At 47.6% G+C, this 12994-nt stretch carries 9 protein-coding genes; 4 read left to right on the forward strand and 5 right to left on the reverse strand.

The window, feature by feature from the left end:
- Positions 1-267 precede the first annotated feature (267 nt).
- Positions 268-1809, forward strand: coding sequence for a bifunctional GNAT family N-acetyltransferase/class I SAM-dependent methyltransferase (locus tag DFR42_RS02730; protein WP_110253404.1), 1542 nt, complete (start codon positions 268-270; stop codon positions 1807-1809).
- A 267-nt stretch (positions 1810-2076) separates the two neighbouring features.
- Here the strand turns inward: DFR42_RS02730 and DFR42_RS02735 are convergent, their stop codons facing one another.
- Positions 2077-2394: a PHP domain-containing protein gene (locus tag DFR42_RS02735; RefSeq protein WP_342766837.1), complete on the reverse strand. Its 318-nt coding sequence runs from the start codon at positions 2392-2394 to the stop codon at positions 2077-2079.
- 849 nt (positions 2395-3243) lie between these two features.
- Between DFR42_RS02735 and DFR42_RS02745 the strand changes: the two genes are divergently transcribed.
- From DFR42_RS02745 to DFR42_RS02755, 3 genes are all read left to right on the forward strand, one after another.
- Entirely contained in the window at positions 3244-3579 is a 336-nt protein-coding gene (locus tag DFR42_RS02745; protein ID WP_170133395.1) for a DUF3800 domain-containing protein, read from the forward strand.
- 396 nt (positions 3580-3975) lie between these two features.
- Positions 3976-6117: a cytochrome P450 family protein gene (locus tag DFR42_RS02750; protein WP_110253407.1), complete on the forward strand. Its 2142-nt coding sequence runs from the start codon at positions 3976-3978 to the stop codon at positions 6115-6117.
- Positions 6117-7061 carry a hypothetical protein gene (locus tag DFR42_RS02755; RefSeq protein WP_110253408.1) on the forward strand — a complete coding sequence of 315 codons (945 nt, stop codon included), beginning with the start codon at positions 6117-6119 and terminating at the stop codon, positions 7059-7061. The genes DFR42_RS02750 and DFR42_RS02755 overlap by 1 nt, the downstream gene beginning before the upstream one ends.
- 194 nt (positions 7062-7255) lie before the next feature.
- Here the strand turns inward: DFR42_RS02755 and DFR42_RS02760 are convergent, their stop codons facing one another.
- The 4 genes from DFR42_RS02760 to DFR42_RS29470 all read right to left on the reverse strand — a co-directional run bounded on the left by DFR42_RS02760 (position 7256) and on the right by DFR42_RS29470 (position 12567).
- A complete protein-coding gene (locus DFR42_RS02760) occupies positions 7256-10558 on the reverse strand; it encodes an ATP-binding protein (protein WP_110253409.1) in 3303 nt (1100 codons plus the stop codon).
- 9 nt (positions 10559-10567) lie between these two features.
- On the reverse strand, positions 10568-11329 hold the full coding sequence (locus tag DFR42_RS02765; protein WP_110253410.1) for a DUF6602 domain-containing protein: 762 nt from the start codon (positions 11327-11329) through the stop codon (positions 10568-10570).
- Between the two features lie 583 nt (positions 11330-11912).
- Positions 11913-12332 carry a DDE-type integrase/transposase/recombinase gene (locus DFR42_RS02770; RefSeq protein WP_245936804.1) on the reverse strand — a complete coding sequence of 140 codons (420 nt, stop codon included), beginning with the start codon at positions 12330-12332 and terminating at the stop codon, positions 11913-11915.
- Positions 12241-12567, reverse strand: coding sequence for a helix-turn-helix domain-containing protein (locus DFR42_RS29470; RefSeq protein WP_211324189.1), 327 nt, complete (start codon positions 12565-12567; stop codon positions 12241-12243). The genes DFR42_RS02770 and DFR42_RS29470 overlap by 92 nt, the downstream gene beginning before the upstream one ends.
- Positions 12568-12994 lie beyond the last annotated feature (427 nt).

Below are 12994 nucleotides of genomic sequence, written 5' to 3' on the forward strand. Positions count from 1 at the left end.
TAAGTATTTTGACGTCAAAACCGTCCTCAACATCAGTTCACTTCAATGTTTTTCAAATTCAATTTGAAGATTCATTGCAACAAACGATAGCGCCAAAAAAATGCTTTAAGTTAAAAGGCCGCGATGACCGTATAAACACAATGTTGCATTGCGGTACAATCTACGTATGCAACCACAACTGTAAAGCTTAGCGGCACGACTATCAGCCCTCAAGATCCTGCTTATAGTTCACCTAGAAATGCACCTCGTACTTTAATTTGGGTATTTATGTTAGATTCAAAAATCATTTGGAAACGTGCTGGCAGCTTGACAGAAAACGATTTGGTCGAATGCGCGACATTATTTTCAGCACATTATGGAATATGGGCAGAAGGAGCTGGAAATAGAGCAGGCAAGCGCGTTAGGCAAAGTGCTGGCACATTGAAAGATAATTACCTTCGCGGACCCGAATCGTGGGCGGCCCAAGCATATCACGGCAATGAATTGATAGGTTATGCGTTCTACCAAAGATCGGATTTGGCCGGGAAAGGCCACGTCACTTGGGTAACACAGTTCGTGGTACACAAGGACCATCAAAACAAGGGACTAGGTACGCGAATTTTGCGGGCGATTTGGAGTCAGTCCAAACAGTATGCTTGGGGGTTAGTAACTGCAAATCCCGCGGCGGTACGTGCATTGGAGAAAGCAACATTGCGTAGGTGTGAAGTAACGATGATCCAGAAAAACTGGTCAGCACTTAAAAACCTGGTCTCATCCGATTTGCCATACATAGCAGCAGTATCTAAACCGATGCGAGAAGGAACTACCGCAGTCGATACAAATTTTCCATTGGATCGGACAGAATCAAACGCGACAATGGACAGCTTGATGAGTCGAGGACACGATTGGCAGTTAGGAATTCTTGGTCCTTTGGAAGAATGGGCAGCATTTACCTTTTCAGAACAGGCATATTCAACTGAAGCGAGCTCCTTGGTAAGGGAATGGATTGCTGACTGCGATTCAACAGTAGTTGATGCATATCAGGGCATGGCACTTGATGCTGATCATAAGTGGCAGAGCAAAACGAAACATGAAGTAGATTATTTTCTTAAGTCTATCGAGTCTCCATCGAAAGCAAAAATATTTGATATTGGATGCGGCACAGGTCGGCATTCAATAGAGTTGGCTGCTAGAGGCCACAATGTAGTGGGTGTTGATACGGGATCAGCACTATTGGAAAAAGCGATTCACTCAGCCAATTCAATCTCGAATATTAAGTTCGAATGCTGTGACGCAAGACTATGGAGACCAAACGAGAAATTTGATTGCGGCATCTGTCTCTATGACGTCGTGGGATCATTTGCAGACGATGTTGAAAATGCCAAGATATTGACTACAGCTTATTTTTGTTTGAAGCAAGGTGGATATTTCTTATTAACCGTTATGAACGGCGAATTGATGGATTCAATAGCACAACATCGCACAGACAACGAAAATTTACCTATGAATTTGCTGAGTTTGGAGCCTTCGCCAACTATGCAGGATACTGGCAATATTTTTTCACCTAAGTACGTATTGTGGCATGACGAAAAGGGTGTTGCTTATCGGCGTGAACTGTTTGAAAGTGAAAAAGTTGCCCCCTGTGAACTAGTGGTGAGGGACCGAAGATATTCGAAGCAAGAGATCAAGCAATTGTGTGAAACGGCGGGCTTTGAAGTTGTTGATATCCGGTATGCAAAGTTGGGTGCGTGGGGAAATGAAGTTGGACCTACTGATTCCAGCTCAAAAGAGATTATTATTTTGTGCAAGAAGCCTAGCGAATCAGTATGACAGAGTTAATATATCATTAAGTTGAGCTGTACGGATGTTTGCCTATTGAAATTTGGCTCTGACATCCTCATTAGTTTCCAGTACATCGAACCTAATGGCCAACTATTAGCGAGTTAATATGAATTGACCATTTTTCATACCGCCAGAGCCGCCTTCCAATTCAGCATTTAACTCCTTGCGCAAAATGGCGATACAGTCTGCAGAAGGAAATCCTGAACAGTAATTAGTTTTTCAAAATTGAATTTGTCAGAAGGTATGTCCATTCATTTACAAGTTAGATAGACAAAATTTTTCAATTGATGTTCTAATAGTTGTATATGAGATTCGAATGTCCATTTTTTCTGAACTTAGAATTACAGACAGGTTGCCATAGCCATTTTTATTTTTGGCCAGCACAATCAAATTGAATGGCGGGCTATGGTTTTCAGGGGTAACGATCATCTGGCTGCCGATAATCAAATGCAGGCCATGCTTTTTCGCCTCGACGTGCGCCCGGACGACACCGGCAACACTACATTCATCTGTAAGGCCAGGGCTTGGTAGCCTAGCTTGACGGCACGCTGCACAAGGTCTTCCGGTGATGATGCCCCCTTGAGAAAACTGTAGTGGCTAAATGTCTGTAGCTCGGCGTATGTCGGCAGGATAGATGGGATCGACATGGGAGTCAGGCAAAAAAACCATGTAAAAACCAGCGAGGATCGTTGGTACGTTCAAGATAGATCCAGTAGCCGACCAGTCCCTCGGTGGTTCCACGGCTAACGGAAATCCAGGCGAACGGGACGCCGTCATTCGGGCGTCTGGTCAAGAATTATCCATCTATGAGGCATTGGTGTGTTCTAACCTAGATAAGGCTTACACAAAAAAGCACTTTGACAAGCTATTGTCGTATGGCCTCTGCGATATCTATTTCCACGTCACTTACTCATATGCAGAAAAGATCGAGACACTACTCAACTATGTCAGAGAAATGCTGGAATACGAGGCCCCAACCGGACTCACGTACAAAAGGTGTGAACTTCTTGGAACACCTGACCACGAAACAAGCGGTTATATTGCGACATATAGCGCAGGGCATCGTGAGGTTGCGGTGGTGTTCTTTATTGCAGATTTAAAGGTACGGAAGCAATTATCTTGTTGAACGGAAAACAGGATTGGTTGACTTTGTATTCCCAAGTATTATTCGGGGCAGACAGATCCATGATCAGATTCCAATGCAGCACATCGCTAAACGACTAGGCGCTGGTCGCGCTTGGAGTGATGTGCGTATTAAATACGGATTGGGCTTAAATGCGCGAATCAGCATTTCAATAAATCTAAGATATTAGAATTATAGATAAAATCCGCCCATGTTTTTTAATAAATTCTGCAATAACAGAATTTTAGGAAATGGATGTCGACATTTAAGTCCGGTGCTTTACCGCTTAGGAGATCTGTGTGCACATATTTTGCGACGAATCTGGCAACACGGGCAGTGACCTCCTGAACAAGGAACAGCCTCTTTTTTCCCTTGCATCAACCTGTCTTGACGCTGATGTTGCAGCAGGACTTGTCGGGCCTCTCCTTTGTAGAGGTCAGACCGAGGCGAAGTATAGCAAGCTAAAAAGTAGTGTTTCTGGCCAAAAAACGCTCATCGAATTCTTTATGTCGCCAGAATTATCAAGCCTGACCGGCAAGGTTTTGCTTGCTGACAAACGCTCGCCGGAGCCGCCATTGATGCGTTACTTGCTTGGTCTGGCAAACGGCCTGCACAGGTATATCACGAGAATTTAAAAACAACTCAACTTCAAAATATGATTGAAGGCGGGGTGTTACCAACCGCCAAAATGGAGAAAAGCGCGCCGCCAGTGCCTGGAAAAAAAGTCTAGTCGATGGCTCAGCGGATTTCCTCCAGGAAATTGGTTACCGAGCATAAGCGAAGAAGCCGGAATCGAGAACTCAGCGTTTTAATATTTGAGCTAAACGAGCATCTCTCGCATACGCCAACTGCACTCCGAAGTCACAGAGCCAGCCTGTCCAGAACGACAAATAACTTGTGCTACATCGGTACATAAGGAACTTTCCATGTTAATCTTTAGATATTGCGGGCCCCATCAAGAATTCGCCAATAGACACGGAATCTGACCGGGGTATTTATGGAAAATGTACCATTTACATTGAGAGCTCCACATGGAAGTCGGTCCGGTACTCGTTTTCCCAAAGTTCACTTCGGTATCGCTGCCGGTGAGTGGAGTCATTCTCACCATTCCTGAACAGGATACATTCGTACCGCAGGCGCGAGACGAAGTCACCGACTGGGCAAGCTACTCGGCCTCGTACTACACGATGCGTACAGCTGCTAATGCAGTCCGAGTGCTCATTCAATCAGAGACTCTAATTAGCGAACGGAATCAACTGTTGCGTGAGTTGTCAGAGCGCATGGAGAGCGCAACGAAATTCCGCCAAAGCCTTGGTGCTAACCCATCGAACTCGCCAATTGAAGATCCGTTTTTGCCTGCGCCGCCGTTCCCGCGTACCCAAGAACGTGTTGTCGATGCACGATTGGCTCTATCCTCTCTTTTGCACGACGTCGCCGTCGCAGATCTGAAAACTCAGGCGGCGCCAGCGCTCCCAGTCGCCTTGGAAAGCCGTCTCTCGATACCTGTCGAGAAAGTCAATTTCTGTTCAGCGCTTTTGAACCTCGATGTTCGCGCCACTCAGCGTCTTGCCTGCGAAGGAATCGCGACGCAAATCCGCCATGATGCAGAGATCTTCGTTCCAGAAATAGAACATCCGGCGTGTCCTTTTCAACGGATTCGATTAAACGATCCTGTTCTCTACGCTGGACATCAGATCACCTCGACAAAAGAAGAGTTCGAACAATTCTTGGCAAGATTCGAAGACGCCGCCCGAACCTATTGGGGAGGGCTCGAAGTCGCGCAACTCTGGAACCAGAACGACATAGACGCCCTTATTTCTTGGGGTGTCATCTTGCCCGAAAAGATCAGAGGGCGATTAGATAACGATGGCCCCGACATCGAACTAGCAGAAGTCCGTCTAAGCTGGCGGGAGAGAGTTGATCTGATTTCAAAGCAATGGAAGGAAGTCGCGGAACGCATATCGCAGCACCAAAAAATGCTACAAAGCATCGGTGCCAACTTCCTATCTTATTTTACCAACGGATGGCCAACGACTGCCCCCGTTAATGCAGAGGATAGAGGGATATGGATCGCCCAAGAGGCAGCTAAGGCACTGTATGGAGACATGTCCTTTGCACAAGGTCTAGAGACTAGCTTGAGCAAATTGGGACCGATAATTCTGAACTATTTGTACCTAGAGGCGAGCAAGGAAAACGAATTAGGGCCTCCTGTCGATATCAAGGTGCGCCTCAAGACTTCTACGATGGCCGTAGTCACTTATGCTGTAAGCGAACTTATGGCCACGCAGTTCGAGTACCGAATCGGCGAACTTGGTGGAATTCGATTTCAGTTCGGAAAGCAGTCTCTGCCCAAACTTTCGCAAAGAGATTTCGATATACTTGATCGACTCGAACCCGGCAGCCTACCAAACGGCCGTGATCTTGGTGTCCCAGTTACTTTTCAACGAGAGGCCCTCAGAAATCCTCGGGCACTGGATACGCGAACTCAAGATATAGAGCAATGGCGGATGGATTTCGAAGACTTCCTGTCCCCAGTTCAGCTTAAGGATGCTCCACTGCGACTTTACAGAAGGATTTACGAGCAAGTCGCACAGGAGGTGGGCCTGATCCGAGCCGGCGCGGAAAATATTGCGAAGATCAATGACCTCCAGTCTGCGGTCGAAGCGATTAACGGGAGGCTCGGCGTAAACTCCGAAAGCGACCCCGGAGTTACCCTTCCAGGCGATAACCGGGTAATTGCCGTTCACGTTTCGAGCGGGGAATTCATCGGTAGCGGGAGGCCGGTTCTGACATTGCGCGAGGCATTTCGTGTAGATGCCAAGGTGTTCATCGATATCGACAGCTATTCGTCGATCACGATGCCGCCATTGACAGTTTGGTTGGTGTCCATAAACGGAATTGCCCAGATCGAAACAAAGGTGCAGTTCGCTGCAGTAATTGGAACGGCTCAAACGCAAGACGACAAGACATTGTTGGTCGACACGGAAATCTTCGCGGTCATAAATTCCATGCCGACAGGTATTCCCAACCTACCTGAGTTTCTACCCCTGTCATCTCGATTTCTTGAAGCCGCATATACAGGCGTTACGCAGGACATTCTGGATCGTACCGAGTTCTTGTTGACGTCTATTCGCGGCAAGGCGTCGCTGGAACTTCTCCGGCGGATCAACTAATGGCGACCTACACCTTGCTCGGGCAAAGCCGCATTCTTCAGAATGCAGTACGAACCACTACGATGCCTTACAAACTAAATTATAGAGAAAACTACTCGATACCGACAGTCGATGCAGTTCCTCTGGTGATCGAGAATATGGAGTTTATTGATCGCGTCGAAGCTACATCTTCCAAATTTACGGCAAATGGCGTCTGGCTAGATGCGGTTGCAGAACGTAAGTTTCACACGGGCGACGACGAGGCGTCGCGTAGAGCGGGTGCCGATTGCCAGCCCGATTGGAACTACAAGGCTCAGAACGACGGGCGAGCCGCTGGCGAGGGAGAGAAACTCGGTAACTTCAATTATGGCGCCACAGGATATTTGCGGGTCTACGACCTGCTAAAGTTAACGGGACTTCCGATTGAAATAGCTTCTGAAACCGCCCGGTGGATCGTGAGATTCGGTGGCGGTGGGTACCAACTTTTCAGCGATGCAGGTAAACTCTATCGTAATGCAGAAAAAGGGCGTTGGGGTCTAGTCTGGAATACTAATTTTTTTTCAAAGCAACGCACATTCTATGGAGAGGACCAGGGCGACGTTGCCAACGTTGAGTCAGGTATCAACTTCGGCGAATTCCTTCGTCTAAGCGGGATCGCACGCCAGGCGGGTGTTCGTTTGGATCGAGAGAATTTTGGTTTCAACGAACCTGAAACGTCATCGTGGTCTGGAACTTTGCTCGAAAAGCCTTTGGATGAAAGCGGACAGTTCCAACAATGGAGCACCAGAGTTTTAGACGATATAGAACGTTGGAGAACTGAAGTGTCGGCTCGTAATTTCCAAACGGAGAAAGCGCAGATCTATGAACGCGCCCAGAAACTTCGTCGTGCCGAGCAACAGAGCGAAGAAGAATGGACCGACACAGACGATTTCCCGTTAAATCCTGTGGACACCGAAGGGCCGTAAACGCGGTTTCTTGGATACGTTCATTGCCACTGAGTCTGTGGTTGGCATTTTGAACGAGGTAGGTAATAATTCTCACTCGAAAGTTACCTTCCTGACTTACGCCGATGCCAGTGGCGTATCGCTTGCTGACTTTATCAGATCCAAGGTAATAACGAACCCATAGACTAGGTTAGTTTCGGCACCCACACTGCGCATCAATAGACTGCAATATCTGCGATCTCTGGAGTTTCCAATACTGCAACTGGACCATTAAAAGAGAATCCAATAAAAACGTGAATTACTCCTGACGCATTCGTCTTTAAAGGAGCGTCAATTTGAAGCTCAGGAACACTAGCCATTGCTCGATTGCCGACCAATCGAGCATTACATTGAAAGCGCCTTGGATTACCATTCTTGTCTTGAAAGATCGCTCGGATTGAATTTGGTTTGTGGTTAGTAGAGTTTTCTCGACGCAATTGGGCAAAGGTGGCATTCGCTTCGGTTGTATTATTGAGATGAAAATATGCAACTGCTAAATAGAATCGCTTCAGTACATCATTCTCGAACTTTGGATCTAGTAACACTTCAAGCAAATCATCACAAAATACATCCCAATCAACCTCCTTAAACCCCTGTATTTTCCATCGCACAACCAGATCGACACGGATACTCAAAAATTCTGTGGTTGGTTTGCTTCCGCCTAACTCGATGAGTGCGAAACATTCCCGCAGATAACTATTTAGCTCGTTGTAGTCCTTCCCCTTGCCAGTTTGGCTGGCCTCGACGAGCTGTCGCCGTGCGGCCAACGCGAACCCGCTTTGTCGCGCCGTCCTTTTGAATAATTCAACTGCCATCGATTTGAGTCGGTCTGAATCTGGAATAAGTCCTAAGATTTTGCGTTGCAGGTCTTCCAACATTCCGATTGTTTTATTATGTTGAAAAGATGTTCGTGCTTTTGCTCCAACGGTTTGATATGCTCGTTCTATTTCCTCGAATGCCCTCAGGGTAAGTTTGTCAGCAATCTCTCCGTCTTGCCGCTGTACTGCAAGTTGAGCTAGCTCAAACCTGAGGTTTGCCGCTACGTGCGATGTGTGGGCATTAAAAAATGTCGGCGAAGCGGCAAGGCTTAAATGATGTTCTACGGTTTCCGCCCCCATAGTCCATTCCACCGCACCGTTGCGAACTTGTTGAAGCATTGCAGCAGCCATCGACGCATGAATATGCTCTCGCGGGGCATCCCGATCAGAACCGCTAGAGGCAGCACTACGAAGAGCCTTTTCCATTTGACGATATGCAGTTCCGTCTTTAGGACCTTTATCTTGAATCCAGATGCCGAAGTGATGCTCGAGCAGTCGATCTTCAAACGGCAAGTTGTCTAAAGCTGCTTCGTACAACTCATATCCTTGTTCGTATGAAAAGAGATCTCCCAGTTTATGTCTCGCGCGTACTAGTACGTCTATCAAGAAGCCTCGATAAGGCGCGGAGCCGTCTTTGCATGCTACGATCAGCTCTTTCAACACTCTTACTTCGCCCATATGACCTGCCAAACCACCATTTACAAGGTCAATTAGTACCTTTGTGACGACATCATTCCGCGTAAAGTACATTACCGTCGTGCCGTCGTCAGACATATCGTCATATAACAATCCCCATAGCGGTCTGCCATTTTCAAGAGACCCTATCCATGCAGCGTAGTCGATACCTAGCGCGTGGACTAAAACTTCTACGGGGAGCCCAATACCGAGTCTGGTACTGACAGTGACGTACTCGTAGGCCTTATGAGCCTGTTTCCCACTTACCACTAACGACTGCGCGAGTTCCGGAATATTTGCTACGTCACCTAATCTGAAATACTCGTCCTTCAAAGATTCGGCAAGTTGAGATTTAGTTTCGGGGACCAAATACCAAAGACTGCAGAGTATGTCTCGCGCATTCTTAATTTGAGCGGTCTGTACAAGGCTCATGGCCTTCTCTACCGTGGTAACGGCGCCGATCTTCAATAACATCTCTGACATCTGCTCCATCTCTCCGTCAGAGAGTTCAAAAGGAATATCGATTTCCTTATGAGCGATCGTCGATGTGGTCGCGGTCCGTAACTCAGAGAGATAGCGATCAGTATTTCGCAACGTGACCACCAAAGTCGTCGGAATCGGCGATTCTTCCAACGCGACAAGAGCGTCAGCCGAGTCAATTCGTAAAGCCCAAGGATCGTCGCAGAACAGTATTAGATTTTTGAAGTGCTTGTCGTGAGACTTCTTCAACTCGGTAAACAACTCGTTGACCCACTTCTTAAACGAACGCAGCCACAGACCAGATGTGACGCGACGGCACCATAATACTAACGTTCCGTTCTCAGATACTTCGAGGGCGACCCTTTTTGCGATGGTCGTTTTGCCTACTCCCGCGTCTCCAACTAACAATACGACGCGCGGCTGCTTAGGGCGTGCGAGTGACACTTGTAAGCGAATTTCGTTAGCGATATCGCTAACGCAATCGCGTTTCAAATCGAGATTCGCTTGAAATGGCCGCCAGTCAGACGACGCAGGACGAAACAGGCTATCGATGCAACTAGGTTTTTCCAACGGGCTCAGTTGTAACGTTGTTTCTTCAGCTATGGGGACAACAGCAACTGGGCTGTCGTAGTTGCTTGCGAAGTCTTGCACCAGACGAAATGGTGTTTTTAGCGGAGCGAGGGTTATCGCAAGACTTCCAAGGCTGCGTTGCTTCGAAACTAGTTCAGTGAGGTCTCGCTGAGAGCCATCAACAACCGCGACGTCGAACTTCTTTAAGATCGCCCTTATAGTTGGATCCTTTAAGCAGGGATCACCTTTCAAAAACCGAAGTTTTGTGATTCGAGGGCTGCTTTGCGTAGCAAAGAGACTTAAGACGTCTCTCAAACGTTGCAATGCTGACTCAAAACCTAATACGACGAGTGGCGCATCTCGCAGGTAGTTCGATAGACTGTTCATCATACGCGACCATGACTGCTTGCGTAGGAGGGTGTCCGCATCGGATAAACAAACGGTTCGCTCCTCCTCACTGTTATTTAGATTGCCCAAGAGTTTGTATATTGGGTAGGATCTACTAGGGGGTTCAACGGAAGCGTGATCGACAATTGTTACCGATTTCGATGATGGAACGCCATCAGTGTAATTTCTCAGAGCCTCCTCTAATATCAAATCTTCAGTCATTGCGACATAGGCAGACCATCCCGCTAATACTATGTGTGGAACTTCAAGCGAGGGTTTTAGTCCCCGAAGCTTTTCAATGAGGGCATGGGTCAATAGATCATGCTTTTCTGGGTGCAATTCGAAAGCCGCATCGACCGCCGCCGGATAATCTACATCTGAAGCATCTGATGCGAGAATGCCAGAGAAACCAAGCCTAGCAAAAACATCATAGAACGCCTCGGCAAGCTCTCCTGGCACACGAGTAACGCCTGGTCCAAACAGGAGTCCCGGCCTCAGAGTTAAACTTGACAATTCCTCTTTGAATAATTCTAGGTCCATTTCACGCATCAGAATTCCTTATTCGACGAATTTTTCGAGTCTTGTAAACGAACCACTTGAACCCCACTCTTCGAAGCCACTTAATGCTAGCCCGCCTAACTGAGGGGCGATGGCTGCAAATAAATCACAGAAGCCACAGGCAAAAGCACGACCGCACCCATTAAAGGCGCTAATCTTAATCTTGCCACCGACGACGCGAGGAAACGCTAAAAAATTGTTACCTAAGATCAAACAAGTTGGCAGGCAATGGCTACTCTCATTTAGTGGGAAATGAGTCTTGAGTACTTCACCGAGTGTAGATATCGCACTTTCAAGGTCACGGGTCACGGGCATTTCGTAAAAAATAATTCCACTCCAAAGATTTGGCAAAGTAAGTGTGCGGCCCATCGCCACTGATCTGACTTTCTTCACGTTCTCTATCGCGTCATCCAAAGTCTCTTTCGAGAAGTTAGATTTAACTTCTATTGTTGCCAGCATGGACGCTGGATCTATAATCGAAACGCCCCCTTCGCAAAAATATGGCAGATGCATGCGTCGATTGAAGAGCAAGATGTCAATCTCAGGTGAACAACCTTCTTGATCATTTACGCTTCGGACAAATCCAGTAGAACATTCACATTCATTTGGCAGATAACGAATAAGAAAATCTCGAAGAATTGCCTCTTTGTGGTGCCCATCTGTTAGCCAATGAGCCGATCCGATTAGTTGCCTAACCCGGTCTTTTCGTGCTTGCAGCTCAGCTCCCCAAGATTCCAAATATGCCGCAATATCAGGCTTCAACTTCGTTCTCCATTGTTTTTTTGAATTATTGTGGCGCTCTATTTATTCTAAGCGGCTTGAAATTCAAAATGCGAAAGTCTGTGTTCCTTGACCAGTGTTATCAGAACGTAACTAACCGCCCACCGCGGTTCTCACTGCTTATTCGCATGCTAATGCGAGAGACACTTAATGTCGAGGAATAAACTATCCTTCCAATTGAAAATTGAACTAGTGAGAGTTGCTGTTTGTTAAACCCGCAATTGGGGGGTAGGGGGGCGCCGAGAAGGCGCCGTTTAAGAATCCAGTGTTCTGTCAGGAAATTTTCAAACTAGTTGTCGCCTGAGAGTTGCATTTGTCTCGCTTTTTTCAGTTCCAGATCATCCTCCTTGCTGTTGACGACTTCTTTGACGCCTTTTCCTGGGTTCAAGTTCACGACGGTGATCGGTTACCAGTTGCGTGTGGCGCCACTCCCGCGCCGCGGATGTCGTGCCTTTGCCGTTTTGTAGAGTTCGGTTCGTTTTCCCAGAAGTTCGTCGTCCTGTCCCACATGACGTTGCGATGGCGTCACGAATTGCACGGCGCTGTGGCGGTGCTCCTGGTTGTACTAGTGGACGAACGCGCCTACCCATTGCCGGGCCGTCATCAGGCTGACGAATGGGTTTTTGGGATAGGAGGGGCGGTATCTCGTGGTCTTGAAGATGCTCTCGTTGTGCGGGTTATCGTTGCTGCATTTCGGACTGCTAAACACCGGCGTGACCCCGAGTGCCATCAGCGTGGCCAGCATCGTGGCGCCCTTCATCGTGCTACCATTATCGGAGAGTAGCACTACCTGATTCGGTACGATCTGCTCACGTTGGCAAATGTCGAACATAACGTCGCTCGCCAGTTGGCCGCTTTCGCTGTCATAGACTTGCCAGCCGACTATCTTACGGCTAAAGATATCCATGAACAGGTATAGATAAAAATAGATTCCCCTGACCTGCGTCGGCAGGTAGGTGATGTCCCAGGAGAACAATTCGCCCAATGTCCTCGCGCATAGCGCACGCGGTTTGCGCCGCAGTTTGCGGAGGCTTGTTGGCACTACGGTGTTTGAGCTGGTTCGTGGCATTGAGCACGCGATAGATCGTCGACTCCGAAGCCACATACTCTCCCTGATCGGGCAGCCGAGGCACGATCAGGCTGGTCGGCAGGCGACCGAATTCTGGCGAGTTGGCGACCGCCAACAGGTTCTGGCGTTCGAGCTCGCTCAATTGATTCATGGGCTGTTGACGCTGATGCCAAGTTGATCCCTGTGCCGAAATTTCAATGACCCAGGCTTCTGTCGCTTAAGTTATTGAGTTAATGGATTTCTAGAACGTCTTGGTGTGGCAGTGGCACTTCAACGCCTGGGTCAATTTAACTTCAGCGCCAACAAGTATGGACATTAGGGGTGTAAATGGGTGAAAAAGTGCAAAAAGTCGTGGACATTGAGAAAAGTGAGAATATCCCCGTGTTTATTGACTATTCAGGAATGTCCATTGGTACTAAACACATACTTACCTGAGCAGCCAGGGTATTGAATAAAAGTAGGTTGAATAAAGAAAAAGCCAGGGTGACCTGGCTTTTTTTGCATGCGTAAATTTGGGCAGCTTTTGGTGACTGTTTACTATTTATATGGCCAGCGCTTATTTAACGATTACTCAACTA

The sequence above is a fragment of the Undibacterium pigrum genome (assembly GCF_003201815.1).
Classification (GTDB): domain Bacteria; phylum Pseudomonadota; class Gammaproteobacteria; order Burkholderiales; family Burkholderiaceae_D; genus Undibacterium; species Undibacterium pigrum.

Coding starts and splice junctions, on each gene's coding strand:
- DFR42_RS02750 (WP_110253407.1), top strand. CDS start 3,976: ATGGAAGTCGGTCCGGTACTCGTTTTCCCAAAGTTCACTTCGGTATCG.
- DFR42_RS02730 (WP_110253404.1), top strand. CDS start 268: ATGTTAGATTCAAAAATCATTTGGAAACGTGCTGGCAGCTTGACAGAA.
- DFR42_RS29470 (WP_211324189.1), bottom strand. CDS start 12,567: ATGAATCAATTGAGCGAGCTCGAACGCCAGAACCTGTTGGCGGTCGCC.
- DFR42_RS02755 (WP_110253408.1), top strand. CDS start 6,117: ATGGCGACCTACACCTTGCTCGGGCAAAGCCGCATTCTTCAGAATGCA.
- DFR42_RS02760 (WP_110253409.1), bottom strand. CDS start 10,558: ATGCGTGAAATGGACCTAGAATTATTCAAAGAGGAATTGTCAAGTTTA.